The organism is Streptomyces sp. YIM S03343, assembly GCF_054729195.1.
The window spans coordinates 777159-802027 of the sequence record NZ_JBPUKX010000001.1; the positions used below are offsets into that span (position 1 = coordinate 777159).

Sequence of the window (24869 nt, forward strand, 5' to 3'; positions counted from 1 at the left end):
CACGCACATCGCACGCATCGCCCGGGTCAGTCGTCGTCGCGGTGGCGCCAGTACCAGAGCACGCCGACCACCAGGGCCAGCAGGAACACGGCGGGCAGCAACAGGCCCGGGACACGGGAGCCGCTCATCGGGGCAGCCTTCGGTCGAGCGGCGGGGGCCGCGGCGGTGGCCTCCCAGGATGACTCGTGCAAGCCCCCGTGGAGCACCGCATTTCCCTTGCCGTTGCCGGGTGTTCGACCCTGGCGGACCGGTGTCAGTCGACCGGGTGACCGGGTGCGATTCCCCGGCAGTCGGTGAGCCTCAGCAGCGGCACGGCCTCGTCCCGTGTGCCCCACTGGACCGGATCGAGGACGAAGCCGACATGGTCGCCGCCGTCGGTGCGCTGCCCGGCCCGGCCGACGAACCAGGCCGTGGCGTCGGCGAGGACGACCGCGCCCCCGTAGCCCTCCCGCAGCCGCAGCCGCTCGAACTTGTCGACGCGGTCGCCGGTGCGCCCGCCGAACAGGGCGGCGAGCGCCCGCTGGTCACGGCCGAGCAGATGCACCGCGAGGAAATCGGCCGAGCAGGCCACCCGGTAGGTGCGGTTGAGCTTGGACAGCCACACCATGTACCGCACAGGGCGGATGGAGCACTGCGAGGCGAAGCCCACCAGACACCCCGCCCGCTCGCCCCGGGCCGCGGCGGTCACCACGCACATCTCGGGGTCGAGCCGGTCGATGAACGCGCCCACGTCCGCCATGCCCGCACCACTCCCGTCGTCCGTACCACGTCCTGGCCGGCTGCCGCCCCAGGACGTGTCTGACACGCCCTGGCGGGCACCGCTCGGACCTCATCCTCCGTCGAGGGTGGTCCGCGATTCCAGCGACTGGCGGGTGTCGTTGCCGTACACACCGGTCTCGTCGCCCCGGATGCCGTACCAGAGCTGGAAGCGGGCGACGGCCGCGGTGAGGGTGGCGTCGTAGCGGCCGCTGGTGGAACCGCCCTTGTAGACGTCCGGGATGCGCAGCAGGCGCTGCTGGAGTTCGGCGACCTCGGGACCGCTGTCGCCGCGGCGGAGGGTGCCGACGCCGTCGGGGTCGCTGCCGCCGGCCGGGGTGGCCGTCTCGGCGGGTGCGGAGGTGGGCTCGGCGGACGGCCGGGCGGTGGCGGACGGCCGGACGGTGGTGGCGTCGCTGCGCGCGGGCAGCAGCAGGGCGCAGCCGAAGCCGACCAGGGCCGCGGCAGCCACACCGACCGCTATGGCGGCCCGGCGCAGTCCGGGACCTGAGCCGAGGCGGGGACCGCCGGGGGCCGGGGGCACGGGCGGGAGTTCCTGGGTCTCGTCCTCGAAGGAGTACGAGACGTCAGGGCCCGTCGTGCGCCCGTGCTCCGATCCTGGTCCCGGTGTACGCCGCCCCCGCGGGCCCGGGTCCTGGCGGGAGGGCGGGACGGGTACGGACTCGTAGCCGCCGCGCGGCATGTCCTTCATCAGCTCCGCCAGGGCGTCGGTGCGGCGGAGCCTGAGGACGCGGATGGGTTCCAGGACCGGGCGGTCCGGCGGCTGCCCGGGTTCGGACGGTGTCGGCACTGTGGTCTCCTTCTGGGCCGTGCGCACGGGCGGTGTCCGCCATCCCCCGGGGAGTGATACGCGGGCGGGCACCGATGAGTTCAGATGAGTTCAACCGGTGACGGCCGTCCGCCGGCCGACTGCCCTGGACGTGGTCCGGAACGGGTTGGAGACGGTCTGGACGTGGTCCGGAGGCGATTCGGAAGTGGTCTGGAGCACTCAGTCCCCTTACAGGGCTGCACTGAGTGCCGTCCAAGCTGTGCGGATGCTACGTTCACGTCCATGAGCTCCAGCAGCGCGGCGACGACCGCGAAGCCGCCCATGCGGGACGCCCTGATCGCTGCGGCGTTCCGGCTGTTTTTGGAACGCGGCTACGAGCACACCACGGTGGACGACATCGTGGCGCTCGCGGGCGTCGGACGGCGGTCGTTCTTCCGCTACTTCCCGTCGAAGGAGGACGTGGTCTTCCCCGACCACGAGCGCTGTCTCGAAGACATGACGGCGTTCCTGGCGGCCGGCCTCGACGCGGACGAGCCGGTGCGGCGGGTGTGCGACGCGGCCCGTCTGGTGCTGCGGCTGTACTCGGAGAACCCGACCTTCTCGGTGCAGCGCTACCGGCTCACCAAGCAGGTGCCGGGGCTGCGCGCGTACGAGCTGTCGGTGGTGTGGCGCTACGAGCGCGGGCTCGCGGATTACCTGCGCGACCGGTTCGCCGCGCGGCGGGACGGGACCCTCCAGGCCGATGTGATCGCGGCGGCCGTGGTCGCGGCGCACAACAACGCGCTGCGTTCCTGGCTGCGTTCGGACGGCCAGGGCGACGCCGGCGCGGCGGTGGACCACGCGCTGGGCTATGTGCAGGCGGCGTTCGGGCACACCTCGGCGCCGCTGGTGGCCACCCGGCCGGACGATGTGATGGTCGTCGTCTCGCGGCGCGACGCTCCGTTGTGGCGGGTGGTGCAGGAGATCGAGTCCGCCCTCGGGCGGAACTGAGCGGCACCGCTCCCCCGCGCCGCTCCCCACGCCGCGGCCCGGCGCCTACGGCTCGGAAATCCGGAAAATTGAGGGTACGCGGTGTCTTTACGTCTGACACTGAGTGCCATACGGTGTCGGGCGTGCACGGTGGCACGGTGAACCGGGCATGTGCGTGTGCCCGGGGGCCAGTTCGGCATACGCGAATCCGGCCGAGCGCAGGGAGTCGACCATCGTGTACCACCACTCAGCGAACGCCTCGCACGCAACCACCGGCGCCCCGACGGGGGTTCTCGACGCCGCCCGCCGTCCGGACCCGGCGGCCATCCATTACCAGCGCTGTACCTGGTGCCGTACCGCCATGTACCACCGGGTGCTGTGCCCGGTGTGCCAGGGCAGTGATCTGCGCACGGAGCGCAGCGAGGGTGTGGGCACGGTCCGTCACTCGACGGTGGTGCACCGCAACACCCCGGCCGCGCGGAATGTGTCGCTGGTCGAGATGGCCGAGGGCTTCGTGGTGCGGGGCCGGGTCATGGGGCCGCCGATCGGCATCCACAGCGGTGACCGGGTGCGGCTGTCCACGGCCAAGGACCCGGTGCGCGGCGAGCCGGTGTTCCAGCTGGTCGACGAGCCGTACCGGGCCTGGACCTGACCGGCCCGGCGCGCTACGCGGCGCCCCTCGGCCGGCCTGGTCGGGCGGCGGACGGTCCCGGCACCGCCCCGGCGGTCACCGCGGACGGTCCCGGCACCGCCCCGGCGGTCACCGCGGACGGTCCCGGCACCGCCCCGGCGGTCACCGCGGACGGTCCCGGCACCGCCCCGGCGGTCACCGCGGACGGTCCCGGCACCGCCCCGGCGGTCACGGGGTGAGGGTGACCCGGACCCCCACGGTGCCGTCTACGCCTCGGCGCAGCCGGCTGCCGAGCAGGCCGAGGCGCCCGGTGATGCCGTACTTGCGGCCGATGAGTTTGCGGTAGCGGGCGGTGGTGGCGGCGTCGCAGATCTCGGCGGTGGCCGGGACCGGGTCGCCGGTCGGCCTGCCGCGTACGTCGCAGGGGCCCACCAGGACATCGGCGCGGGCCCGGATCCGCTTGACCTTCCAGGAGTCGGCGACCGTCCAGAAGCCCAGGGTGTCACCGTCGAGCACCACCCAGACCGGGGTGGCGACCGGGGTGCCGTTCTTGCGGTAGCTGGTGACCAGCAGATACTTCCCCTCGGCCAGCCGCCGGGCCGTTGCCGTGTCGTCATTCATGGGCGCAGTCTAGGCGTCCGCACGCCCTCTTCTGTGTGCCGGACGGTCCGGGGCTCGGCGGGGCCGGGTGCGGGAATTCGTTTCCCTCCCGGTGCCGTCCGGGGAGATCCTGGGCGCAGGACCTCATGACAGGGGGTGCGCGGTGACCCGGGACCGGTGGCGGGGCGATGTGCTGGAGATCGCCTGCGACGAGTCCGGGTCGGACGGCGAGAATCTGACCGGCGGCAACACCGAGGTCTTCGCGCACGCGAGCGTGGATCTGTCCCCCGAGGCCGCCGCGGCGTGCGTACGGGAGACCCGCGACCGCATCCGGTCCCCCGCGCAGGAGTACAAGGCGAACCATCTGCTGCGGGAGAAGCACCGGGCGGTGCTGGAGTGGCTGCTCTCCCCCGCCGGGCCGGTGCACGGGCATGCACACGTCCATGTCACGGACAAGGCGTTCTTCGTGGTGGACCGGACCGTGGACCTGCTGCTGGGCGAGCCCTCCGGTGCCGTGGCGCTGTTCCGGGACGGTCCGCGGCTGTTCGGGTCCGAGCGGTGGCGGGAGTTCCTGACCGCGGCCAACCGTCTGCTGCGGGTGCGGGTGAACGGGGTTGCGACGGACTCCGGCGACGCGTTCTTCCGCACGGTCGACGAGCTGCGGCGTGCGCACCGGGGCGCGGACGAGGCTGCCGTCGCCGTGCTGGAGCGGCTGGCCGGGACGCGGGCGCGCGCGGACGCCTGGCGGGCACGGACGCTCGCCGCACCGGTGCCGATCCCGGTGCTCAATCCGCTGCTGCCCTCGATCGTCGAGACGGCCGCGCACTGGAGTGCCGGCGGGCGGCCCGTGTCACTGGTGCACGACCGGCAGAACCTGCTGACACCGGACCGGATCGCGTGGATCGAGGAGGCGGCCCGCCGCCGGGGCGTGGTGCTCGCCGGGTTCCGGCTGGTCCACTCCCGGCTGGACGCCCGGGTGCAGGTCGCGGACTTCCTCGCCGGCATCGCCCGCCGTATCGCGGACGACGCGCTCGGCGGCCGGGGCGACCCGGTGCTCACGGCACTGCTGCGCCCGTATGCGGGCGGACACCCGGTGTGGGGCGGTACCGACCGGCTGCCCGGACCGGTGCCGGACGCCCACGCCCGGCATTTCACGGCGTCGGACCTGGCCGGGCGGATGGCGTAGGTCAATTCTGAGCCATAGATTGCCTGTTGCATTCCTGTGCTCACTCGTGAGCCGAAGCGCGATAGTTGTCACATAGGCAGGCTTGTTGTCACCGGCCGGACTGCAAGCCCATATGACGGCCTAGCTCCAGCAGCGGTTCGCTATTGGGATGTGAGGGCATCTTCGGGGTGCCGGCCAGCATCGCCTCGCAGGCTTTGCGCAGTCCGCTGTAGCCGGTGCTGGCCGAACCCTGGAAGTACAGGCCCCGATGGGCTCGTACAGCGCGAGCACGCCGTCGATGTCCCCGGCCTCGGCGCGCTCGAGCCACAGCTGGCCCAGATCCTCGGGCTTGTGGCGCCTTGTCGCGACCGTGTTCTCGTATAGCTGCCGCCACCCGACAAGCATCAGAGAGTAACTGCCGTCACTTCTGGTGATCGGGCTGGGTGAGGGTGCCGAAGTCGGCGTGGGCCTGGGCGACGGCTTCGGGGTACGCCTGGGCCTTCCCATGCTCGGCCAGCGCTCGGTAGATGCTGGCCAGACCGGGGGCCTGGCCCTTGCGTTTGCGGGTGGGGATGATCAGGTCGGGGCGGATCTGCTCGACGGACTCGCCTGCTGCCCGGCGCCGCAGCACGGTGTGCAGCATGTCGTCGGTGAGGACGGGTGGTCGGCCGCCGTGCTTGCCCTTGCGGGAGGCGGCGTCGAGTCCTTCGAGGGTGGCTTCGCGGATGCTTTCGCGCTCGGTCTCGGCCATCGCGGCAAAGAACCCGAACAGCATCCGCCCGGGACCGGACGGGTCGTAGATGCCGGGCAACAGGCCGGCCAGCATCTCCAGGACCAGGCCGTGGGCGGTGAGGTGGTCGGCCAGCGCAGTGAGCTCGGCAGCGTCCCGGCCGAGGCGCTTCATCTCGTACACGGTGAACAGCACGCGGCCGTGCGGGGCGTGGGCCTTGATCTCGCGGGCCAGGGTGAGCGCGGCCTCGAACTGGGGGCGGACCCGGACCCGACTGCTGATCTCCTCCGAGAAGATCTTGTCGCGGGGGATGCCGTGCGCGCTGAGCGCGTCCAGCTGTGACTGGAGCTCCTGGGTGAGGTGGCTGCACCTCGCGTACCCGATGCGGATGTCCGCGCCGGGGGTGTCCGTCTCGGGCGCGGCCGGCGGCGGGTTGCCGGGCCGCCAGGGCTGGCCAGGGCCGCGGTCGGCCGGGGTCGGCACCCGGAGCAGCTTGGCGAGCCGGGCGACCTTCTTGAAGCGGCCGGTGTGGTAGATCCCGGCGACCGCGCCCGAGCGGGAACGGCAGGGCGAGCCGGGCTGGACGCCGCAGCGCGGGCAGTCGTGGCGCTCGACGTCGTCGGCGTCGCGTGCGGTGGTGTCCTGATGGTCCGTCACGCCCAGAATCCCCTCACAAACCATTCCCAGAACAAGGGTCCGGTGTCACTTGAGTGAGAACGACTTCTGAGAACCGATCAGGCATCCAGGCCGCCCCTGGCGGCCGTTTCCGATCTTGCTCCGGGAAAGGGACGTTTATGGGAGATCTCGGGATGAGGCGGGCGGGCCGGAGGCGCATGGCACCTTCGGGGTGGCCTTGCCATCCGCCCCGCCCGGCAATAGCATTACGATCGTAAGTCATACGATCGTAATTCAATGAGCATGGGAGTCCGTCATGGCGACACAACGGCCGGTAGCACTCGTGACGGGAGCGTCTTCGGGGATCGGTAACGCAACCGCTCGGGCCTTCGCCACAGCCGGGTTCGAGGTGATCGGAACCGGACGGAACACCTCGAAACTCACCCCGCCCGCCGGTGTGACCTTCCTCGACCTCGACGTGACCAGCGACGAATCCGTCACCACCGCAGTCCAGGAAGTGATCGAACGGTTCGGACGGATCGACGTCCTCGTCAACAACGCCGGTCTCGGCTCGGCCGGCGCCGCCGAGGAGAACTCCGTCGCCCAGGCCCAGAGCCTCTTCGACCTCAACTTCTTCGGTCTTGTCCGCATGACGAAGGCCGTCCTGCCGCACATGCGCGCTCAGGGCCGTGGACGCATCGTCAACCTCTCGTCCGTCCTCGGCGTCATCCCGCAGCCCTACATGGCCCTCTACGTCGCCGCGAAGCACGCCGTCGAGGGCTACTCCGAGTCCCTGGACCACGAGGTCCGCGAGCACGGCGTCCGCGTCCTGCTCGTCGAGCCCGGCTACACCCGGACCGCCTTCGACGCCAATGCCGCGCAGCCCGACACCCCGATGTCGCTGTATGCGGAGCGGCGGCGTGTCTTCGACGAAGTGGTCGCTGCGGCAATGAAGACCGGCGACGACCCTGCCGTCGTCGCCAAGGAGATCGTCACGGCGGCCACCGCCTCGAAGCCGAAGCTGCGCTACACCGCCGGACCGCTCGCCTCACGCATCACCACCGCGCGACGCCTCGTCCCCGCCGGGATCTTCGACAAGCAGATCCGCAGATTCAACCGGATGCCCGGCTGACGTCGCAGTCGGCCCATCGACCTGCAGTGCGCGCGAGAGGCGCGTTCAGCTCTGACCTGACAAGGAGCATCACCATGGGAATCAGCACGGAAGCACAGCAGTTCGCACAGTTCCTCGAAAGCGTGCGCGCGAAGGCGTCGACACCGGGCCTCGATCTGGCCGTCGTCCGCGCCATCGTCGACACACACGCTTCGGCATCGACCGAGCCGGAAGGCGTCACCTACGCCGACGTGGACGCCGACGGCGTCCCCGCCCTGTGGGCCATCCCCGAGGGCGCCGACCCCGACAAGGCGCTGCTCCACTTCCATTTCGGCGGATCGGTCGCCGCCTCGATCACATCGGACCGCAAGGCCGCCGGCCACATCGCCAAGGCGGCCGGATTCCGCTCGCTCGTCGTGGGCTTCCGCCTGGCGCCCGAGCACCCCCACCCGGCACAGATCGACGATGCCGAGACCGCCTACCGGTGGCTGCTCGCGCAGGGCTACGAGCCGCGGAACATCGGCAGCACCGGCCACTCCATCGGAGGCACCCTCGCGGTCGCGCTGCCGCTGCGCCTGCTCGCCAAGGGCGAGGCGGTCCCCGGGGCGATCGTCAGCATCTCGCCGTGGACCGACCTCACCATCAGCAACGCGAAGGTGGACGAGAACGAGGAACTCGACAAGATGCTCAGCCGGGACATCCTCGAGTTGTTCCGAGCGGCTTGGCTGCAGGATTCCGGCGTGGACTTCACCGACCCCGAGATCAGCATCGTGAACGCCGACCTGACCGGCTTGCCGCCCACGGCCCTGCACTACGGCGAGTACGAGGCGCTGGCCGGCGATGGCGCCGACTTCGGCCGCCGACTCGCCGACTTCGAGATCGTCTCCGAGGTCCGCCCGCTGCCAGAGGGCCAGCACTCGTTCATCTTGGGCGCGGGGCGCGTGCCCGAGGTGGACCGGGCGATCGGGCAGATGGGCCAGTGGCTTCGCCGGCACCTCGGCCGCTGAGGTGGAAGCTGCCCGGGCATGCGCATCGTCCGCCGAGAAGGCAACCGAGAAGATCACGCGAAGGGACGGCTGATATGAAAGCGTTCGTCGTCGAGAAGTACGGCAAGGGCGGCCTGCGCGCCGCCGATGTTCCCGAGCCCACCGTCGGGGCCGGCGACGTCCTGGTCCGAGTGAGCGCTGCCAGCATCAACCCGCTGGACAAGATGGTCCGCAACGGAGAGTTCAAAAGACTCCTGAAGTACAAGCGTCCGTTCGTGCTCGGCCACGACGTCGCCGGGATCGTGACGCAGGTCGGGTCGGCCGTGCGCGGCCTGACAGTTGGCGACGAGGTCTACGCACGTCCCCGCGACCTGCGGATCGGAAGCTTCGCCGAGTTCATCGCGATCGACCAGGACGACGTCGCGCCCAAGCCGGAGTCTCTCACGCTCCGCGAGGCGGCCGCAGTGCCGCTGGTGGCCCTGGCCGCCTGGCAGATCCTCGTGGAGCGCGCCCACGTAAAGCCGGGTCAGAAGGTGCTCGTCCACGGCGGTGCCGGTGGCCTCGGGTCGACGGTCATCCAGCTCGCCAAGCACCTCGGTGCCACGGTGGCCACGACCACGAACTCCCGCACCGAGCAGTTGGTCAGGAGCCTCGGCGCCGACACCGTCGTCGACTACACCACGGAGGACTTCTCGCAGGTGCTGTCCGGCTACGACCTGGTGCTGGACTCCCTTGGCGGGGCGAACCTCGAGAAGTCGCTGACTGTGCTGAAGCCGGGCGGCCTGGCCATCGGCGTCGCCGGCCCGCCGGACGCCGGGTTCGCCAGGCAACTCGGCGCGCCCTCGTTCATGGGCGTGGCCATGAACGCGCTCAGCCGCAAGGTGCGCAAGCAGGCCAAGGCCCTCGGTATGCGCTATGAGTTCTTCTTCATGCAGGCCAGCGGCGCCCAGCTCCGTGAACTCGGCGCCCTGTACGACAGCGGACGGCTCCACCCGGTCATCGACCGCACCTTCCCCTTCGACCAGACGCTCGAGGCGATGGCGTACGTCGAGCAGCGGCGTACCACGGCCGGAAAGGTCGTGATCTCGATGATGCCCGGCAACGACTGAACCGGACCGGCCGCGGCAGAAGGCGAGGCGGTGCTCCAAGACGCCCCCCCACCATTGGAGTGCGTTCGTAATCCAATACGATGGCGAAGCCGGCGCAGGGCGGCCGACCCTGCCGACGCACAAAGGAGCGAGCGCGTGGCGCGTTACGGGAAAGAGCACAAGCAGGCCACCAGGCAGCGGATCATCGAGACCGCCGGCCGCCGGTTCAAGCAGGACGGTATCGACGGCTCGGGCATCTCGACGCTGATGGCGGACGCCGGACTGACCAACGGCGCCTTCTACGCCCACTTCGAATCCAAGGACGACCTCGTGGCCGCCGCGGTCGCGGACCAGCTGCGCACGCAGCACGCGAACGTCATCGAGCAGGCGGCCCCCGGCATCGCAGGACTTGAGCAGATCGTACGGTGGTACCTGTCGCCCCAGCACCGCGACAGCCCCGACGACGGCTGCCCCTCCGCCGCACTCCTCGACGAGATCGGGCGCTGCCCGCAGGAGACCAAGCAGGCGTACACCGACGGCGTGCTCGCTGTCATCGACGGCATCGCCACCCGCCTGGCGCCCGCCGACCCGCGCTCGATGCGCACGAAGACCCTCAGCGTCTACGCCATGATGGTCGGGACACTACAGCTCTCCCGCGCCCTGGCCGACCTGCGGCTCTCCGACGAACTCCTCGAAGAGGGCATCCGCAACGCCCTCACGCTGCTTGGCGCACAGCAGTCACGCTGACACGCCGCAGCAGCTTCGCCGAGCCGTCCCTCGGCGTCGGCCCGGCTCTCCCCACCGCCCGGCCGTGACCACCGGATTCGGGGTCGACGCTGCAGCAGACGGCTTCGACCCAGAATCGCTTTCCTACCGCTGTGCGGCGCCCTCCCCGGCGGGCGCCGGCTGCGGTTCGTCCGCTCGCTGGCCCGGGACGACCACGGCCGACTGGAGATCGAGCCGGTTGCTCATGTCCAGCTCGAACCGGCCGTAGGGGTTCACGTGGGTCCAGAACAGCGGCGACAGGCCCCGGCGGTCGGCGTCGGTGAGCCGGTCCGCCCACTTCGGGTCGGCCAGGACCTGCTGCATCAGCAGGGTGTTGGACTCCGCGCAGTGGTGGTCCGCCGTGGGCAGCACCGCGACCTTCCCGTCCCGGGCCTGCGGCGGCAGCCGCAGCCAGCCCACGAACCCGGTGACGTCCTCCAGCGTCACCGACTGCCAGTCCAGCCCGCGGCCGGCCAGGTAGACGAACCAGTCCTTCAGATCGTGGGCGTACGCCTTGACCGTGTTCGGCGACTTCTCGCCCCACGCCAGGTAGGCCAGGTACCGCTCCATCGGCGCGACCGGCACGTGGTCGTCCCCGAGCACGCTCCACGACTCGGCCTCCGAGTCCGGCATCAGCACGCGCTGCACCCGCATGGAACCTCCCGCTCATCCGTGGTGGATGACGGAAGGTAATCCCATCCAGGACAGAGCGAAGCGGCCTTCACCCGTACGTGCTGGACGTGATGGACACGGCCTCACGGACTCTAGATAACGAAACCCAGATGGTTCGCCTCGGACTTGTTCCGCAGCCGTCCCATGTCGTCTTCGAGCAACGTCCAGACCTCGATCAGGTCCTCCGGCTCCCAGTCCTGACGCACGCTTCGACCCCTTCTCAGTCGCACCGAACGCGACCAAGGTGACGCGCGCACATCAGGGTGCGGGCGAAAACGCTCGAACCCGGGACAGTCAACCCCCAGATCGGCTACACAGAGCTACTTGTCTGGTAGCGGCAGTTATACGAGCACACGGCCTTCTAGGCCTGCGCCGGGTTCTGGGAGAACATGTACTTGTGGATGCGCCACCCGTCTGGGGTGCGACGCAGCACGAACAGCTCGCGGAAGTAGGTCTCGGTGCGGGTGCCGTCGGCCACGGCAACCACCGTGACGGGCTGCTCGGATCGGACGATCGCGATCTCGTCGTAGACCTCGGCCGAGACCACCTCCACGTTGACCTCCATCCCGATGGCGGCGAAGGTGCTGGCGTAGAAGGAGTCAACGGCGTCGCGGCCGCGCAGGCTGGGCAAGTTCTCGGGGATGATCTCGGCCTCGTCGGCGTAGAGCCGCAAGATCGTGTCAGTGTCCTTGATCTGCAGCGCTTGCATGTACGCCTCGACTACGCCGACCGCGTCGGCGGTGCTGTCGTTGTTCGTCATGTGGTGCTCCTCTGATACTTGGTTGGCAACCCACACCACACGTGCCGGTGACGTGCCAACCTTTCCGTTTGTGTGAGCCGGTCAGTACGCGACGTGGACGAGGCGGCTGGTGAGCTCGCCCTGCTCCAACTCGTCGACGAGAGCGACGGCGTAGTCCTCGGTGCTGATGTGGCTGTTGCCCTCGCCGTCGCTGAGCAGTTGGTGATCGCCTGTCCGGTACGCGCCCGTGCGCTCGCCAGGCGTGATCACCGCGGGCGGGGAGAGGTAGGTCCATTCCAGGTCGTCGGCGTTGTCCCGGACAAGCTCGAACAGCGCCACCTGGGCACGAACCGGCGGCAGGGCGTCCTCGGGGAACCCGGGGGTGTCGACGACCCGTACACCGGGGGAGACCTCCAGGATGCCCGCGCCGCCCACCACGACCAGGCGACGCACCCCGGCCTTGCGTACGCCGTCCAGTACGCCGCGGCCCACCTCCAGCAGTGACTCGGTGGCCTCGATGCCGCCTCGTGGCGGTGACACCGCCAGGACCACCGCGTCGTGGCCGGCCGCCAGGCGCGCGACGGTGTCGGCGTCGCTCGCGTCCGCCGCGAGGGTGCCGTCCTTCCCGCTGCGCGTGACACCGGTCACCTCATGGCCCCGCTCGCCCGCCTCGGCAGCGATCCGGCTGCCGATCATCCCGGTGGCTCCGAACAGCAAGATGCGCATCCCATGACCTCCTTGTAGTCATCGCGTGTGCCGCGCACACGCCTTCACCGGGAAGGTATCAATGGGATACTGGTTACTTCAAAGATACTGAAGTACCCTTTGGATATGATGAAAGAAGCTGCCGAAGACTCCGAGATCTGCTGCCCGTCCCGGCTGGTGCTCGACCGCATCGGTGACAAATGGTCGGTGCTGATCGTGCTGAACCTGGGCGACGGCCCCAAGCGGTTCAGCGAACTGCGCGAACTGCTTCATCACGTGACGCCCAAGGTCCTCACCTACACACTGCGGGGGATGGAACGCGACGGCCTGCTCACCCGCACGGTCTTCGCCGAGGTCCCGCCCCGCGTGGAGTACGAACTGAGCCCGCTGGGCCACTCCCTGCGGCCCGTCATGGAGCCGATCACCACCTGGGCCGAGGAGCACGTGGACGAGGTCCTGTCCTTGCGCAAGGCCCACGACACCCGCTCCGCGGAGGAGTTCGCGGGCTGATGACCAAGCGGTTGGTTGTCACCGCCGATGCGAACGATTGTCGATCGCCCTGGCCACGAGCCTGGCGTGGTCTTCGAGCAGCGGCTTGAGGGCGCCGTAGTAGGGCTGGTAGTCCGTTGTGCGGAGCCAGTGGAAGACGGTGTGCCGCTCCCGCGTCCAGACAGCGCGTAGCGCTGGATCGGGTGCGATGTGCGGTGGGCAGGGGGCGAAGTCGGGCTCGCCTTCGGTGGCGCGGGTCCAGATGTAGGCGCTGACGGCCAGGCGTCTGCGGTCGTCGCTGATGGGTTTTCGATGGCTTGTGAGCACCGGGAGCTGAGCGAGGATGTGCTGCCAGTTCTCGGGTTCCAGGGTCCAGGTGGCGAGGGCCTCGCGTCGGCGCTGGTAGTCGATGACGGGGCCGGCGAGGAGTTCGGCGGTGATGGCGTCGAGGGCCTGCTCGAAGTCGCGGGCCGTGCCGCTGGTGCGGAGATGGCGGTTCAGCAGCTGTGTGTAGCCGTTCCTCTTGCCCTGGGGGTTGATCCCGAGGAACTGGGCGGCTTCGTCGAGGCTGCCGCCGCGTGCGCGCCGGACGAGGAAGACCGAGGCACTGCGTCGGCGCATCTTGGGGGCGATGGCCGAGAGGAAGTTGAGGTGATGTTCGGCGAGCGCTTGGGGCAGGAACGACGGGATGTGTTCGGGTCGCAGGCCGACACCCGTGGAGGGGAGGCGGAGTCCGCCTTTGCCGGTGCGTCGGAAGGTGGGAACGATCGTGTCGGCGGCGAGCTGGAAGCGTTCGGAGCATGCGCTGCGGTGCCTCTTGAAGTTCTTGTCCCAGATCAGGTGCCGTGTGGGCGGAATCCCGCTACGGGTCCGGTTCTCCTCGGGCGCGAGCGCGGAGAGCGCTTCGCGCAGGTCGCCGGCGGCCAGGATGCGATCGGTGACCTGGAGGAGGCCGGCGCAGGCGTACGCGTCGACGGGTGCCCCGGTGGAGCGGTAGGGACGGGAGTCGGTTCCTTCGTGGATGGCGAGGTGCCGGCCGACGGCTTCGGCGAGTTGGCGGGTGGTGCCGACCGCCTGGACGCGCGGCCAGCAGATCATGACCAGTCCCGCGAGCAGGATGAGCTCGGTGAAGTACTGCTGGGCCGGCCGTTTCGGACCGCCTGGCCGGAGTAGTCGAAGGATCCTGTGCTGGAGCGCGAGCAGGGCGGGGCCGGGCCGGTGATGGTGCAGTGGGTCGTGCGCAAGCGGTGCCCCGCAGGGGGCGCCGGGCCGGCTGGTCGGGATGTCCTGATCCGTGGAAGACCGGCAGTGGGCAGGGTGGACTCCGGAGGCGGCAGGACGGGGAAACAACTGGGCTCTGCTGCTGAAGTTGACCGGTTTGTGGCAGTGGGGGCAGAGGTGTTCCAGGAACACCTCGTGGAGCGGGCAGGCGAAGACGACCGGAAGGCGCCAGAGGATCTGCCAGGGCCCGCCGTGGGCGCTCTGGATGTCGGAGCCGTCGCCGGCGAGGCAGCGAGGGCAGTAGCGGGCGGTCGTGGCGAACAGCCATCCGTCCGTGTGCATGGAGTAGACCTTGCCGGCCCGCACGTTGGCGACGCTGCGGGCCGCCGGCGGATAGCGGGAGGCGAGAGGTTCCAGCGTCATCGCGCGGACCTCGCGGGGGTCCAGGCGGGTGGTGGCGGCGAAGTTCTTGATCTCGGCGGGGGTCAGCCGCGTGGAGAGTGACGCCCGGGCCCGACCGAGCCGGTCCTGTTCGGTCAGGCCGGTCAGCCGGGCGAGCTCGTGGGGCGAGATGTGCAGGCGGTGGGCCAGGCGCAGGACGAAACCGGTCAGGGACTCGCCCTTCAGAGGGTCGAGGCTGAGTCCGAAGGGCCGCAGCCCGGAGCTCATGGCCATGTCAGTCACCTGCGGCCAGCCTGTTCCCGCGGTCGTCGAGGACCGTGTTGCGTCCGCGCCAGCGGGGCTTGGACTTCGTGGGCGGGGCGGTGTTCTGCGGGATGTCGGGGACCTCGCCAGCGCCGGGGTCGAGGTCGTCCATGTTGCCGAGGTGGATCGTGGTCTTCGCGAGCAGTTCCGGGGTGAGGCGTTCTTCACCGGTGAGGATCGCCTCGGTGCAGCCGTCCTCGATCAGCCGCCGCAGCAGGCCGACGACGCCGCGGGTGCGACCGAAGAGGTACTCGGGCATCTCGCCGCTGGTGAGCATGCCTTCGAAGGACCGCAGGAGCCGCAGCTGGTCCTCGATGCCGACCAAGTGGTCGAGGAAGGCGGTGATGCCGGCCGGGGTGGAGTAGTCGAACGGGTCGAGATCGACCATGTCGAACCGACGGCCCGTCTGCGTGGCCGCCGCGGTGCTGTGCCGCCCGCCTCGCCCGTTGTCGGGGAAGACCCACTGTCCGGTGCGCTGGTCGACGTAGGCGCCGCGCAGGAGTCCGGAGCCGGGGATGTCCACGCCGATCAGGATCAGGGTGACGTTGAGGTCCATCAGTTCGCGGATCAGGTCGAGGGTGTCCTGGTCGTCCTCGCGGTGGAGCCGGAGCCGGGTGATGTCGTCGATCAGCAGGGCGGTGGTGCGATGGTCCCGGATCGCGTCCCGCACTGCTCTGACCAGGTCGTCCAGGGTTCCGGGGTGCGGATTGCCGTAGACGTTCAAGATCGCCTTGCAGAGGCCCTTGGGTGTCGCGCGGACCGGCAGGCGGCAGTAAGCGACGGGCACGAAGACGTCCCGGGTGCCGGGGGTGGGACCGGGCAGCAGCTGGTGGTGGACCTCGCGCCAGACGTCCTCGAAGGACGCGGCCGCGTCGCAGGCGGTCTCGGTCTTGCCCTGGAACCCGCCGCCGTTGATCATCAGGCCGTCGCGGGTGCCGGGCATGAACTTCACCGCGTTGTTCTGCAGCCGGCCGCGCATCAGGTTCGCGACCCGCGCGCTCATCGGCGTCTCCTGCAGCCGCATGTTGACGTGCGTCGCGGTGCGGTGCAGGTCGTGCAGGGCCCGACGCCGGGGGCTCAGGCTCTGGTACTCAGCCGGCGTGAGCCGCGGTGCGGGCACGAAGGTGCCGCGGATCCTCCGCCACTGCTGCCAGCCCTCCCAGCGGGTGCGGTCCGGCGGCGGACCGGCCCGCAGAAACGGGACGACCGCGTGCTCATCGGGCGTCGTCTGGTCCACCACGGTCCTCCTCCAGGTCGTCCTCGGGCAGGACGAACACGCTGCGGGCCCGGAAGCTGTGGCCCAGCTCGGGCGGCGGGACGGGTGCGGGCCGGGCGGCCTCCCGCCGCCGACGCCGTTCACCGGCGACCGCGTCCTGCATCTCGCGGGCCCGGCCCGGCCAGCTCAGCACCGTCGCCGTCTCCTCCCCGGCAGCGGCAGCGGCAGCGGCAGCGGCAGCGGCAGCGGCAGGAGCGGGATCGGCCGGCGGGGCCGGAGCCGGCCGGTCCGGTGGCCGGTCGGCCTGCGCGGCCCTGGCCTGGTGCATCTCGCGGGCGTGCTCGGTGCGCTGGGACTTCTTCAACTGCGTCGGCCACTTGCTGACCGGGATGTTCGAGCCGATCAACTCCAGCAGCACCGGCAGCAGTTCGACGTCCGACTTCGGCTTCAGCCCGGCCGCAGCGGCCTTCGCGAGCAAGGCGCTGGCCCGCGCGTCCCCGAACGCCGGCATCTGCCCGGCCCGGGGCATGCCCGTCCAGGGCAGCGGGTACCAGTCATGGCTGATCGGGTCCTGGAAAAACACCTGGCGCCGATCCCGCGGGTCACGGCGGATGAGCCACTTGCCCTTGTGCTTGCCGCCCCGCGTCGACAGCTCGCCGCGGTAGTCCCGCAGGACATCGGAGTCGTCGTACCAAAGTCCGCGGATCTTCACCCCGCGACGCTTGTCGATGCGGACGTAGTGGGCGGGCAGCAACTCGTAGAACAGCTCCGGGGAGGGGATGTCCATCGCGAAGCCCGTCTGCGCGAACGACGCCGCGAACAGCGAGTTCGGACTGTGCGAGCCGTCCGGATCCCAGGCCGGGGCGTACTCGCCCAGCTTGCGCTTCTGCCAGACGCCGACGATCCAGGTCGCGATCAAGGGCTCGAGCTGGTCGGCCGTCAGCACCGCATCCGCAGCCGGGTCGGCCCCGCGGTCGGCGACATCGACGCCGGTGTAGCCGACCAGGTGCTCGAACAGCAGCTGCCGGATCACGCCGAACGCCCGCTCGACAGCGGCCTTGTCGGTCGGCCGCAGCACCCGCGCGGGCAGGACCTGGCAGCCGAGCACCCGCTCGACCTCGACCAGGTGATGATTGCGATAGACCGATCCGTGGTCGGTGGTCACCGTCTCCGGGGTGAAGAACGGCAGGCCGGCCACCGCATGCCCGGCGAACTCGGCCACCACCGCGGCGGGCAGGCCGGGGTAGGGCCATTCCAGGTCCTCGCCCCACTCCGCCCGCATCGGCAACGGCATCGTCACGTCCCGCAGCACCATCGCGACGTCCACCGACGTGTCGGAGACCAGCGTCAGCCGGAAGGCGACCAGCGAGTGCGTGCAGACGTCCAGGGCCAGCGTGAGGTGCATCTTCACCGGATCGCCGAAGACGTGCTCACGGACCATGACCGGCAGCACCGTGGTGTCCAGCGCGACGACCTGGCCCGGCCGGTGCACCAGGACGTGCCCCTCCGACTCCGGCAGGTCGGCCGATCTCGCGTAGCGCTGCCGGGCGCCGCCGGGGCCGAACCACTCCTGCCAGAGCCGGCGCAGGGTGTCGTAGCTGGGCACCTTCGTCTCGGGCCCGAACTCCTCGCGGACGTACTGGCGGATCATGCGGTCCTTGGTCCGCATCGACACCTTCGCCATCCGCTTCGTCTCCTCGCGGACCGCCAGGACCGCCTCCCGCACCTCCTCGGAGACCGTGCGGGTTCCGCCGCTTCGGCGCAGCCAGCGGTCGTCCGCGCAGCCGACCAGCCCGAACCGGCGGCGGGCGTTCTCCCACCGGATCAGCGTGCGGTAGCCGACCGAGCCCAAACCGAGCAGCTTCGCGTGCTGCGGTCCAGAGCCGCGAGTTCCGCCACCTTCGCGTGCCGGCGCTCGGTGAGCGTCGTCCTTCTCGGGTCGTACTCGGCTCTCGGCTCGCCCGGGCCCGGATGGAACGGGTCACCGGAGCGGAACCCGGTCGCCACTTCCAGCAGATGGGCCATCCGCAGCTCGGTCAGCTCCAGCCGGCCCGCCTTCAGGTCCTCGGACGCCTTGCGCTGGCGGCCCCGGTCGGCCCCCGCCGCCGACGTCCGCGACGACGGGCGGCACTGCGGATGGTTGGCCAGGAACCGGAACGTCACCCGCTCGCGGGTGCCGTCGTCCTTCACCAACTGCACCCGTCCCAGGTGCGGTTCACGGCGCTCGACCGTCCACTCCGTTCCGTCCAGCACCAGCCCGGCGCCGGGGGAAAGGTCCAGCACCGCCGCCGCGGTCACCGGCCCACCTCCCCGGCGGGCATCACGAGCGAGCGGTCCTGGAGCGGGCCGGCCAGGTCGACCCCCAGCTGCCGGGACCACAGCAGGTGCAGCAGCTGGGCCCGGGCGACCGGCTCGCAGCCCGTCGCCGCCGCGAGCTCGCCGAACCTCCGCCCGCCCGCCGCCTCGGCGAGCAGCACCGGCCGAAGCCCCAGCGGATCGGCCCTCAGCCGGCGCCGCGACGCCATCGCGTCCAGCCCTGCGAAGGCGTGCTCGCGCCAGCGGGCGGCCACCGCGTAGCGCCAGCCGCAGACGACGGCCACCTCGGCGGCCGCGGCGAACGACTCCCGGTCCGACTCCTTGATCAACGGCGCGGGGCGTACGTCGATCAGCCAGACGCCGCGGCGGGTCACCGCGAGGTAGTCAGGGGTGTGAGCGCGGTGCTTCCCGCAGGTCCCGAAGGAGATCTTCAGCGGCTGCGAGACGACGTCCACCACGTCGCCGGCGAAGTCCAGGGCCAGCAGCACCCGGCTCTCCTCCAGGCTCTCCGCGCCGTGATGACGGCCGGTACTGGTCAAAAACTGCAGGCCAGGACGGTGCCGTTGGTCCCGGCGCCAGGTGAAGTGCCGCATCGGGTCGCTCGTGAGCACCGGCTCCTGTACGAGATCGTGCACCGAGCAGGACGCATCGTCCCCGCCTGCCCGCCACGAAACCGTCCACCGTCTCGTCCAGCCGTCGCCCAGATCCAGTCCGGACCTGCCCGCGTCGACGCCCGTCGGCACGAAGAGATCCTCCCAGCTGCACTGATTCGACCAGACGGACCCGGTGTCAGCGGCTTCGACTACCCTTCCCGACTCAGCACGTGTAGCGGCCATGAGCTCATCGAAGCCTCGCGGAGAACCTCAGGCTCCCGATCTTCGTTTCTGGTGACAGAAAGACTGCTGAATGAGCGTCTGTGACAAGTCGGATGCCTCGCGTGTGACAACCAGGCTGCCTCGATCGTCCCCGTTCGCCAGTTCAGCCGGTCCCGCTTGTGACAACTCCTGAGCTTCGGCTCAACTCGATCAACAGGCGTTCCAGGAGCTGTCCCGTGCCCGAGAACACCCCCGCTCTCGACGCTGTCGCCGTCTCACGTCTCGGCCGCATCGACACCCGGCGGGCGCACACCGCCCGGGTCTGGAACTACTGGCTGGGCGGCGCGGACTACTACGAGGTGGACCGGCTGGCGGGCGAGCGCATCCACCGGCTCCACCCGGGTATCCGCGCCTACGCCCGCGCCGACCGGCAGTTCCTCGGCCGCGCCGTACGGCATCTGGTCACCGAGGCGGGCATCCGGCAGTTCCTCGACATCGGCACGGGGCTGCCGACCGCCGAGAACACCCACGAGGTCGCCCAGGGGCTGGCCCCGGACGCGCGGATCGTCTACGTCGACAACGACCCGCTGGTGCTGGCGCACGCCCGTGCCCTGCTCACCAGCACCGCCGAGGGCAGCACCGACCATGTGGACGCGGATCTGCGCGACACCGGGACGATCCTCGAACGGGCCGCCGCAACCCTGGACTTCACCCGGCCGGTGGGGTTGATGCTGCTCGGCGTGGTGATCTTCCTCGGCGACGACGAGGACCCCTGCGGCGTCGTACGGCGGCTGCTGGAGGCGCTGCCGTCCGGCAGCCATCTGGTGCTGTCGCACACCGTGACGCTCCCCGCGATGCCGGACGTCGACGACGCCGTACGGTTCTGGAACCAGCACGGCACACCGGCCCTCACCCAGCGCACCCCTGAGGCGGTGGGCCGGTTCTTCGACGGCCTCGATCTGCTGGAGCCCGGTGTGGTGTCGTGCTCGCGCTGGCGTCCGGAGGACGGAGACGGGCTCGGGAACGGAGAGGGGGCGGGGGAACCGCCCGAGGAGGTGGCCATCTACGGCGGGGTGGGCCGCAAGCCTTGATCGGATCACGCGTGCGCTGAACGCGGCCGCCCCCTGCCACGTATGGGAGGAGGGCCTCAACCGGCTTGTGGCCCGGTGGTGTTGGCAGCGCGGCGCGGGCAGCGCGCGATCGGGGTTCGGGAGCCAGGTATGAGGCACGCACGACGACGGGTCGTCCGGCGAGTGACACGGTTGGCGGCCGTCGGCGGACTCCTCCTGGGAGGAGCGATGGTCACACAGGCGGCCAAGGCGAGCGAGTCCCCGGGGCAGGGCGCGGTGGTGCTGCGCAGCACCGCGCAGTCCGCGGGGGCCACCGGCGAGGGGCTGGTCACAAAGCTCGGCACGGCCCGTACGGCGGGCAGTTGGATCGGCGCCGACGGCAAGCCGGTCGTCGCGGTCACCGACTCGGCGGCGGCCTCGGCGGTGCGGGCGGCGGGGGCCGAGGCGAAAATGGTCGGCCACAGCATGAACGAGCTGAAGTCGGCGACCGGCACGCTGCGTTCGGCGCCGCGGGTGGCCGGTACGGCCTGGGCGGTGGACTACAAGACCAACCAGGTGATGGTGGAGGCCGACAGCTCCGTCTCCTCCTCCGACTGGTCGAAGCTGAAGCAGGTCGCCGCCGGCATCGGGGACTTCGTGCACATGGAGCGCACCGGGGGCGCCTTCACCACCCGGCTGAACGGGGCGGCACCGATCCTGTCCACGGGCGGCCGCTGCTCCGCGGGCTTCAATGTCACCGACGGTGGCAGCGACTTCATCCTCACCGCGGGTCACTGCGGCCCGAACGGGTCGATCTGGTTCGCGGACAACCAGGGCAACCAGCAGTTCGGCACGACCGTCAACGACACCTTCCCCGGCAGCGACTACTCGCTGGTCAAGTACGCGACGGGGAAGGCGGGCGACGGGGCGGACGTGGTCGCGATCGGCGGCGGCAAGGGCGTCCGGATCACCGGCGTCGCCGATGCGACCGTCGGACAGCGGGTGTTCCGCAGCGGCAGCACCAGCGGGCTGCACGACGGCCAGGTCACCGCGCTCAACGCCACCGTCAACTACCCGGAGGGCACGGTCACCGGGCTGATCCAGACCACGGTGTGCGCCGAACCCGGCGACAGCGGCGGCCCGTTGTTCTCCGAGGGGATCGCGCTGGGTGTGACATCCGGCGGCAGCGGCGACTGCACCGCGGGCGGTACGACCTTCTTCCAGCCGCTGGGCCAGGCGCTGAACGCACTGAACGTCAAGCTGCTGGTGTCGGCGCAGGGACAGACGCAGGGCCAGGGCGGCACGGGTCAGTCGGCGGCCCCGTCACCCGCGCCGTCCGCCTCGGCCACGCAGGCCGCCATCGCGCCGGGCGCCGCCTCGCCGGGCTCCTCGGCACCGGTCACGGAGACGACGGCGGACGGGTCGCTGACGGCCCGGCTGACCGACCCGAATGTGGTCGGGCCCGGTCTGCTGGTCATCGCGGGGAGTCTGATCGCGCTGGTCGCGACACGCTGGATCCGCGCGGAGGCGGAACGCAACGCCTACCGGCGGTACTACTCGACGACTTGGAGCTGATCCGGCGGCGGTGCCGGGCGGAGGAACCGGGGCGACGGGGTCGCGAGGCCGGTCGAAGGGAGGCCGGACACCGGTGCGGCCGGGCCGGGCTCAGGCGGCGCGGGCGACCTGGGGTGCGATCGCGGCCCACTCCATGACGAGCCGCCGGTACTCCTCGCGCTGCTCACCGTTCAGTGTCCCGCCCGACCGGCGCCACAGGGCCCGGATCTCCTCGTTGACCTCGTCCGCCGAACGCTCGGTGGGGGATTCAACTGTGGTGGACATGCTGTGGATCCTACGGGCCCGGGCGTCAGGGCGCTGTGAATAAGTTCACCCGATACGGACATCCCGGACGTGTCACTGATCACGTCCTGTGACGGGAATCAATGCGGCCCTTTCTGCGTCCGCAGGTTGCCCGCCATCGAGGCTCCGGAGAGGTGGCGGAGCGTGACCGGTGTCCCGTCCCGGCCGGGCGGGACACCGGTCGGCCGGGACGGGTCAGGTACCCGGCTTGCGCCCGTACACGAAGACGTCGTCGCCCTTCTTCAGCAGCGACCAGTAGGACTTCGCGGCCTTGGTCGTCATGTTGACGCACCCGTGCGAGCCCGGCGGGTTCCACATGCTGAGGCCGACCGAGTGGAACGCCTGGCCGCCGTCGAAGAACTGGCTGTAGGGCATCGGCACGTTGTAGACCGTCGAGACGTGGTCGATGTCCCGCCAGTAGATCTTCTTCAGGCCGGTGCGGGTCTCGTAGCCGTCACGTCCGGTGCGCACCGGGACCGGGCCGTAGACCAGCCTGCTGCCGTCCTGGATCCAGCTGAGCTGGAGGGTGAGGTTGACGCAGGCGATACGGCCCTTGTTCGTCGGGCACTTGCCGTCCTTGTTGGGGTTGTTGCCGACGGCCTTCTGCTTGTTCATCAGGTCCATCACACCCCAGGTGACCGGGCCCGCGTAGCCCACGGCGGGGGTGATGCCGTGCTTGTTCTGGAAGGCCTGGATGGCCTTGCAGTCGGTCGACGACTGCTTGCCGTCGACCGTCAGGCCGAGGAACTTCTCCACCTGCTTCTGGTACGGGCCGGTCTGTGTCGTACAGCTCGCGGCCTGCGCGGGCGCCGCGGTCATCGCTAGCGTCAGCGGGGCCACCAGCCCGGTGACTCCCAGTACCACCGCGGCACGTCTGCGAATGTCCCCCATGTCGGACCTTCCCCTCCACACGTCCATGACCTTCCGATTATTGGACAGGTAGGACGCTGCGGTGGTTGTAGGAACGATTTTTTTGGGACCGAATGGTTACGTTGCTCCCGCTGGTTACGTCGCTCCCGCGCCGAACGGCAGCCGTACCGCCGGAACCGCCGACCGCCGCGGTTCAGTGGCCGCGGGCGATCCACTCCTCCAGAGCGGGTGCCTCGGCGCCGATGGTCGTCGGGTCGCCGTGCCCGGTGAGGACCTTCGTCTCGGGCGGCAGAGTGAGCAGGCGGTCACGGATCGAGGCGATGATCGTCGGGAAGTGGGAGTAGGAGCGGCCGGTGGCCCCCGGCCCGCCCCTGAAGAGCGTGTCGCCGGTGAACACGGTGGCGAGCCCGGGGTCGTGGAGGCAGACCGCGCCGGGCGCGTGACCGGGCGTGTGCAGCACGGTCAGGTCAGCCCCGGCGGCCTCGATGACCTGGCCGTCGGCGAGATGGGCGTCGGGGTCGCGGTCGGGGTGGGTCAGCTTCCACAGCGGCAGGTCGTCGGGGTGCAGCCAGATCGTGGCTCCGGTGCGGTCGGCGAGGGCGGGCGCCGCGTCGATGTGGTCGTTGTGGGCGTGGGTGCACACGATGGCGGTCAGCCGCCGGTCGCCGAGGGCCTCGGCGATGGCGTCGGCGTCGTGGGCGGCGTCGATGACGATCACCTCGTGGTCGTCGCCCACGATCCACACGTTGTTGTCGACGTCCCAGGTGCCGCCGTCGAGGCTGAACCGCCCCGAGGTGACGAGGCGTTCGATGCGGACGGCCATCAGAGGACCACCACCGAGCGCAGCACATCGCCGTGGTGCATCCGCTCGAACGCCTTCTCCACCTCGTCGAGCCGGATGGTCTCGCTGACGAAGGCCGCGAGGTCCAGGCGCCCCTGCCGGTACAGGTCGATCAGCATCGGGAAGTCCCTGGAGGGCAGACAGTCGCCGTACCAGGACGACTTGAGCGAGCCGCCCCGGCCGAACACGTCCAGCAGCGGCAGTTCCAGCTTCATCTCCGGCGTGGGGACACCGACGAGGACGACCGTGCCGGCGAGATCACGGGCGTAGAAGGCCTGCCGGTACGTCTCCGGTCGTCCTACGGCCTCGATGACGACGTCGGCGCCGAATCCGCCGGTCAGCTCGCGCACCGCCTCGACCGGATCGGTCCGCCTCGCGTCGACGGTGTGGGTCGCGCCCAGTTCCAGCGCCTTGGTGAGCTTGCGCTCGTCGATGTCGACGGCGATGATCCGGGCCGCTCCGGCGAGCCGCGAGCCCATGACGGCCGCGTTCCCGACACCACCGCAGCCGATCACGGCGACGCTGTCGCCCCGGCCCACCTTGCCGGTGTTGATCGCCGCGCCGATGCCCGCCATCACCCCGCAGCCCAGCAGTCCGGCCACCTCGGGCGCCGCGGCCGGGTCGACCTTGGTGCACTGACCGGCCGCCACGAGGGTCTTCTCCGCGAAGGCGCCGATGCCGAGGGCCGGGGAGAGCTCGGTGCCGTCCGTCAGGGTCATCCGCTGTCCGGCGTTGTGCGTGTCGAAGCAGTACCAGGGCCGCCCTCGCCGACATGCCCGGCACCGGCCGCACACCGCACGCCAGTTGAGGATCACGAAGTCGCCCGGCGCCACGTCCGTCACGCCGTCGCCGACCGACTCGACCACGCCCGCCGCCTCATGGCCGAGCAGGAAGGGGAACTCGTCGTTGATACCGCCCTGCTTGTAGTGCAGGTCGGTATGGCACACGCCGCATGCCTGGACGCGTACGACGGCCTCGCCCGGACCGGGGTCGGGCACGACGATCGTCTCGATCCGCACGGGCTCGTCCTTGCCGGGCGCGATCACGCCACGTACTTCCTGCGCCATGGTGCTGGCCCCTTCCGCGAGGTCCGGAGTCGGTACGACTCGACCTTAGGGACCTTAAGGGGTGACCGATCGCCGAGCGCAGGAGCCCCGCTGGCATCCCG

At 70.5% G+C, this 24869-nt stretch carries 25 protein-coding genes and 1 pseudogene; 10 read left to right on the forward strand and 16 right to left on the reverse strand.

Annotated elements, in window-relative coordinates; translation table 11 throughout:
• Positions 1-253: 253 nt before the first annotated feature.
• Complete coding sequence (locus ACSYGN_RS03355) at positions 254-739, reverse strand: flavin reductase family protein (RefSeq protein ID WP_460391630.1); 486 nt, start codon at positions 737-739, stop codon at positions 254-256.
• Positions 740-829: 90 nt separating this feature from the next.
• Positions 830-1567: a peptidoglycan-binding domain-containing protein gene (locus tag ACSYGN_RS03360; RefSeq protein ID WP_460391632.1), complete on the reverse strand. Its 738-nt coding sequence runs from the start codon at positions 1565-1567 to the stop codon at positions 830-832.
• A gap of 261 nt (positions 1568-1828) precedes the next feature.
• On the opposite strand from ACSYGN_RS03360, the gene ACSYGN_RS03365 reads away from it, so the two are divergent.
• Both ACSYGN_RS03365 and ACSYGN_RS03370 read left to right on the forward strand, forming a co-directional pair.
• A complete protein-coding gene (locus ACSYGN_RS03365) occupies positions 1829-2536 on the forward strand; it encodes a TetR family transcriptional regulator (RefSeq protein WP_460391634.1) in 708 nt (235 codons plus the stop codon).
• Positions 2537-2750: 214 nt separating this feature from the next.
• Positions 2751-3167 (forward strand): Zn-ribbon domain-containing OB-fold protein, encoded by a 417-nt coding sequence (locus ACSYGN_RS03370; protein ID WP_460391636.1) that lies wholly within the window; start codon positions 2751-2753, stop codon positions 3165-3167.
• A gap of 13 nt (positions 3168-3180) precedes the next feature.
• Here the strand turns inward: ACSYGN_RS03370 and ACSYGN_RS03375 are convergent, their stop codons facing one another.
• Positions 3181-3378, reverse strand: coding sequence for a hypothetical protein (locus tag ACSYGN_RS03375; protein WP_460391638.1), 198 nt, complete (start codon positions 3376-3378; stop codon positions 3181-3183).
• On the reverse strand, positions 3375-3767 hold the full coding sequence (locus ACSYGN_RS03380) for a PPOX class F420-dependent oxidoreductase (RefSeq protein WP_460391640.1): 393 nt from the start codon (positions 3765-3767) through the stop codon (positions 3375-3377). The genes ACSYGN_RS03375 and ACSYGN_RS03380 overlap by 4 nt, the downstream gene beginning before the upstream one ends.
• A 142-nt stretch (positions 3768-3909) precedes the next feature.
• On the opposite strand from ACSYGN_RS03380, the gene ACSYGN_RS03385 reads away from it, so the two are divergent.
• Complete coding sequence (locus ACSYGN_RS03385) at positions 3910-4932, forward strand: hypothetical protein (RefSeq protein WP_460391642.1); 1023 nt, start codon at positions 3910-3912, stop codon at positions 4930-4932.
• 400 nt (positions 4933-5332) lie between these two features.
• Here the strand turns inward: ACSYGN_RS03385 and ACSYGN_RS03390 are convergent, their stop codons facing one another.
• On the reverse strand, positions 5333-6298 hold the full coding sequence (locus ACSYGN_RS03390) for a recombinase family protein (RefSeq protein ID WP_460391644.1): 966 nt from the start codon (positions 6296-6298) through the stop codon (positions 5333-5335).
• 274 nt (positions 6299-6572) lie between these two features.
• On the opposite strand from ACSYGN_RS03390, the gene ACSYGN_RS03395 reads away from it, so the two are divergent.
• The 4 genes from ACSYGN_RS03395 (at position 6573) to ACSYGN_RS03410 (ending at position 10188) form a co-directional block, all read left to right on the forward strand.
• A complete protein-coding gene (locus ACSYGN_RS03395) occupies positions 6573-7388 on the forward strand; it encodes an oxidoreductase (RefSeq protein ID WP_460391646.1) in 816 nt (271 codons plus the stop codon).
• A gap of 74 nt (positions 7389-7462) precedes the next feature.
• Positions 7463-8374 (forward strand): alpha/beta hydrolase fold domain-containing protein, encoded by a 912-nt coding sequence (locus ACSYGN_RS03400; protein WP_460391648.1) that lies wholly within the window; start codon positions 7463-7465, stop codon positions 8372-8374.
• Between the two features lie 74 nt (positions 8375-8448).
• On the forward strand, positions 8449-9462 hold the full coding sequence (locus ACSYGN_RS03405) for an NADP-dependent oxidoreductase (protein ID WP_460391650.1): 1014 nt from the start codon (positions 8449-8451) through the stop codon (positions 9460-9462).
• Positions 9463-9597: 135 nt separating this feature from the next.
• The gene (locus ACSYGN_RS03410) at positions 9598-10188 is read left to right on the forward strand and encodes a TetR family transcriptional regulator (protein WP_460391651.1); all 591 of its coding nucleotides are present in this window, start codon (positions 9598-9600) and stop codon (positions 10186-10188) included.
• Between the two features lie 123 nt (positions 10189-10311).
• Here the strand turns inward: ACSYGN_RS03410 and ACSYGN_RS03415 are convergent, their stop codons facing one another.
• The 3 genes from ACSYGN_RS03415 to ACSYGN_RS03425 form a co-directional block, all read right to left on the reverse strand.
• Positions 10312-10860: a site-specific integrase gene (locus ACSYGN_RS03415; protein WP_460391652.1), complete on the reverse strand. Its 549-nt coding sequence runs from the start codon at positions 10858-10860 to the stop codon at positions 10312-10314.
• 379 nt (positions 10861-11239) lie between these two features.
• Positions 11240-11638 (reverse strand): YybH family protein, encoded by a 399-nt coding sequence (locus ACSYGN_RS03420; protein WP_460391654.1) that lies wholly within the window; start codon positions 11636-11638, stop codon positions 11240-11242.
• Between the two features lie 81 nt (positions 11639-11719).
• A complete protein-coding gene (locus ACSYGN_RS03425) occupies positions 11720-12343 on the reverse strand; it encodes an NAD(P)-dependent oxidoreductase (RefSeq protein WP_460391656.1) in 624 nt (207 codons plus the stop codon).
• Positions 12344-12448: 105 nt separating this feature from the next.
• Here ACSYGN_RS03425 and ACSYGN_RS03430 point away from each other — a divergent pair, with 105 nt between their 5' ends.
• Positions 12449-12832 (forward strand): winged helix-turn-helix transcriptional regulator, encoded by a 384-nt coding sequence (locus ACSYGN_RS03430; protein WP_460391658.1) that lies wholly within the window; start codon positions 12449-12451, stop codon positions 12830-12832.
• An 18-nt stretch (positions 12833-12850) separates the two neighbouring features.
• Here the strand turns inward: ACSYGN_RS03430 and ACSYGN_RS03435 are convergent, their stop codons facing one another.
• The 4 genes and pseudogenes from ACSYGN_RS03435 to ACSYGN_RS03450 all read right to left on the reverse strand — a co-directional run bounded on the left by ACSYGN_RS03435 (position 12851) and on the right by ACSYGN_RS03450 (position 19105).
• Positions 12851-14707 carry a TniQ family protein gene (locus ACSYGN_RS03435; protein ID WP_460391660.1) on the reverse strand — a complete coding sequence of 619 codons (1857 nt, stop codon included), beginning with the start codon at positions 14705-14707 and terminating at the stop codon, positions 12851-12853.
• 1 nt (position 14708) lies between these two features.
• Positions 14709-15974 carry an AAA family ATPase gene (locus ACSYGN_RS03440; RefSeq protein WP_460391662.1) on the reverse strand — a complete coding sequence of 422 codons (1266 nt, stop codon included), beginning with the start codon at positions 15972-15974 and terminating at the stop codon, positions 14709-14711.
• Positions 15952-18251 (reverse strand): annotated as a pseudogene (locus tag ACSYGN_RS03445) (transposase). The gene ACSYGN_RS03440 and the pseudogene ACSYGN_RS03445 overlap by 23 nt, the downstream one beginning before the upstream one ends.
• Positions 18248-19105, reverse strand: coding sequence for a TnsA-like heteromeric transposase endonuclease subunit (locus ACSYGN_RS03450; protein WP_460391664.1), 858 nt, complete (start codon positions 19103-19105; stop codon positions 18248-18250). The pseudogene ACSYGN_RS03445 and the gene ACSYGN_RS03450 overlap by 4 nt, the downstream one beginning before the upstream one ends.
• Positions 19106-19320: 215 nt before the next feature.
• Here ACSYGN_RS03450 and ACSYGN_RS03455 point away from each other — a divergent pair, with 215 nt between their 5' ends.
• Together ACSYGN_RS03455 and ACSYGN_RS03460 are read left to right on the forward strand one after the other, a co-directional pair.
• On the forward strand, positions 19321-20175 hold the full coding sequence (locus tag ACSYGN_RS03455; RefSeq protein ID WP_460391666.1) for an SAM-dependent methyltransferase: 855 nt from the start codon (positions 19321-19323) through the stop codon (positions 20173-20175).
• A 129-nt stretch (positions 20176-20304) separates the two neighbouring features.
• Positions 20305-21708, forward strand: a complete 1404-nt coding sequence (locus ACSYGN_RS03460; RefSeq protein ID WP_460391668.1) for a S1 family peptidase — start codon at positions 20305-20307, stop codon at positions 21706-21708.
• 90 nt (positions 21709-21798) lie between these two features.
• On the opposite strand, the gene ACSYGN_RS03465 is transcribed toward ACSYGN_RS03460, so the two are convergent.
• The 4 genes from ACSYGN_RS03465 to ACSYGN_RS03480 form a co-directional block, all read right to left on the reverse strand.
• Positions 21799-21972 (reverse strand): hypothetical protein, encoded by a 174-nt coding sequence (locus tag ACSYGN_RS03465; protein WP_460391670.1) that lies wholly within the window; start codon positions 21970-21972, stop codon positions 21799-21801.
• 213 nt (positions 21973-22185) lie between these two features.
• Entirely contained in the window at positions 22186-22881 is a 696-nt protein-coding gene (locus ACSYGN_RS03470) for a L,D-transpeptidase (protein ID WP_460391672.1), read from the reverse strand.
• Positions 22882-23053: 172 nt separating this feature from the next.
• Positions 23054-23683 (reverse strand): MBL fold metallo-hydrolase, encoded by a 630-nt coding sequence (locus tag ACSYGN_RS03475; RefSeq protein WP_460391674.1) that lies wholly within the window; start codon positions 23681-23683, stop codon positions 23054-23056.
• Positions 23683-24768 carry an S-(hydroxymethyl)mycothiol dehydrogenase gene (locus ACSYGN_RS03480; protein ID WP_460391676.1) on the reverse strand — a complete coding sequence of 362 codons (1086 nt, stop codon included), beginning with the start codon at positions 24766-24768 and terminating at the stop codon, positions 23683-23685. Before ACSYGN_RS03480 ends, ACSYGN_RS03475 begins: the two co-directional genes overlap by 1 nt.
• Positions 24769-24869 lie beyond the last annotated feature (101 nt).

What these genes read in the sequence shown, in the direction of transcription:
- ACSYGN_RS03405 (WP_460391650.1), top strand. Translation starts at nt 8,449, where the DNA reads ATGAAAGCGTTCGTCGTCGAGAAGTACGGCAAGGGCGGCCTGCGCGCC.
- ACSYGN_RS03415 (WP_460391652.1), bottom strand. Translation starts at nt 10,860, where the DNA reads ATGCGGGTGCAGCGCGTGCTGATGCCGGACTCGGAGGCCGAGTCGTGG.
- ACSYGN_RS03425 (WP_460391656.1), bottom strand. Translation starts at nt 12,343, where the DNA reads ATGCGCATCTTGCTGTTCGGAGCCACCGGGATGATCGGCAGCCGGATC.
- ACSYGN_RS03465 (WP_460391670.1), bottom strand. Translation starts at nt 21,972, where the DNA reads ATGTCCACCACAGTTGAATCCCCCACCGAGCGTTCGGCGGACGAGGTC.
- ACSYGN_RS03430 (WP_460391658.1), top strand. Translation starts at nt 12,449, where the DNA reads ATGATGAAAGAAGCTGCCGAAGACTCCGAGATCTGCTGCCCGTCCCGG.
- ACSYGN_RS03435 (WP_460391660.1), bottom strand. Translation starts at nt 14,707, where the DNA reads ATGGCCATGAGCTCCGGGCTGCGGCCCTTCGGACTCAGCCTCGACCCT.
- ACSYGN_RS03460 (WP_460391668.1), top strand. Translation starts at nt 20,305, where the DNA reads ATGAGGCACGCACGACGACGGGTCGTCCGGCGAGTGACACGGTTGGCG.
- ACSYGN_RS03355 (WP_460391630.1), bottom strand. Translation starts at nt 739, where the DNA reads ATGGCGGACGTGGGCGCGTTCATCGACCGGCTCGACCCCGAGATGTGC.
- ACSYGN_RS03400 (WP_460391648.1), top strand. Translation starts at nt 7,463, where the DNA reads ATGGGAATCAGCACGGAAGCACAGCAGTTCGCACAGTTCCTCGAAAGC.
- ACSYGN_RS03380 (WP_460391640.1), bottom strand. Translation starts at nt 3,767, where the DNA reads ATGAATGACGACACGGCAACGGCCCGGCGGCTGGCCGAGGGGAAGTAT.
- ACSYGN_RS03420 (WP_460391654.1), bottom strand. Translation starts at nt 11,638, where the DNA reads ATGACGAACAACGACAGCACCGCCGACGCGGTCGGCGTAGTCGAGGCG.
- ACSYGN_RS03480 (WP_460391676.1), bottom strand. Translation starts at nt 24,768, where the DNA reads ATGGCGCAGGAAGTACGTGGCGTGATCGCGCCCGGCAAGGACGAGCCC.
- ACSYGN_RS03450 (WP_460391664.1), bottom strand. Translation starts at nt 19,105, where the DNA reads ATGGCCGCTACACGTGCTGAGTCGGGAAGGGTAGTCGAAGCCGCTGAC.
- ACSYGN_RS03475 (WP_460391674.1), bottom strand. Translation starts at nt 23,683, where the DNA reads ATGGCCGTCCGCATCGAACGCCTCGTCACCTCGGGGCGGTTCAGCCTC.
- ACSYGN_RS03395 (WP_460391646.1), top strand. Translation starts at nt 6,573, where the DNA reads ATGGCGACACAACGGCCGGTAGCACTCGTGACGGGAGCGTCTTCGGGG.
- ACSYGN_RS03470 (WP_460391672.1), bottom strand. Translation starts at nt 22,881, where the DNA reads ATGGGGGACATTCGCAGACGTGCCGCGGTGGTACTGGGAGTCACCGGG.
- ACSYGN_RS03365 (WP_460391634.1), top strand. Translation starts at nt 1,829, where the DNA reads ATGAGCTCCAGCAGCGCGGCGACGACCGCGAAGCCGCCCATGCGGGAC.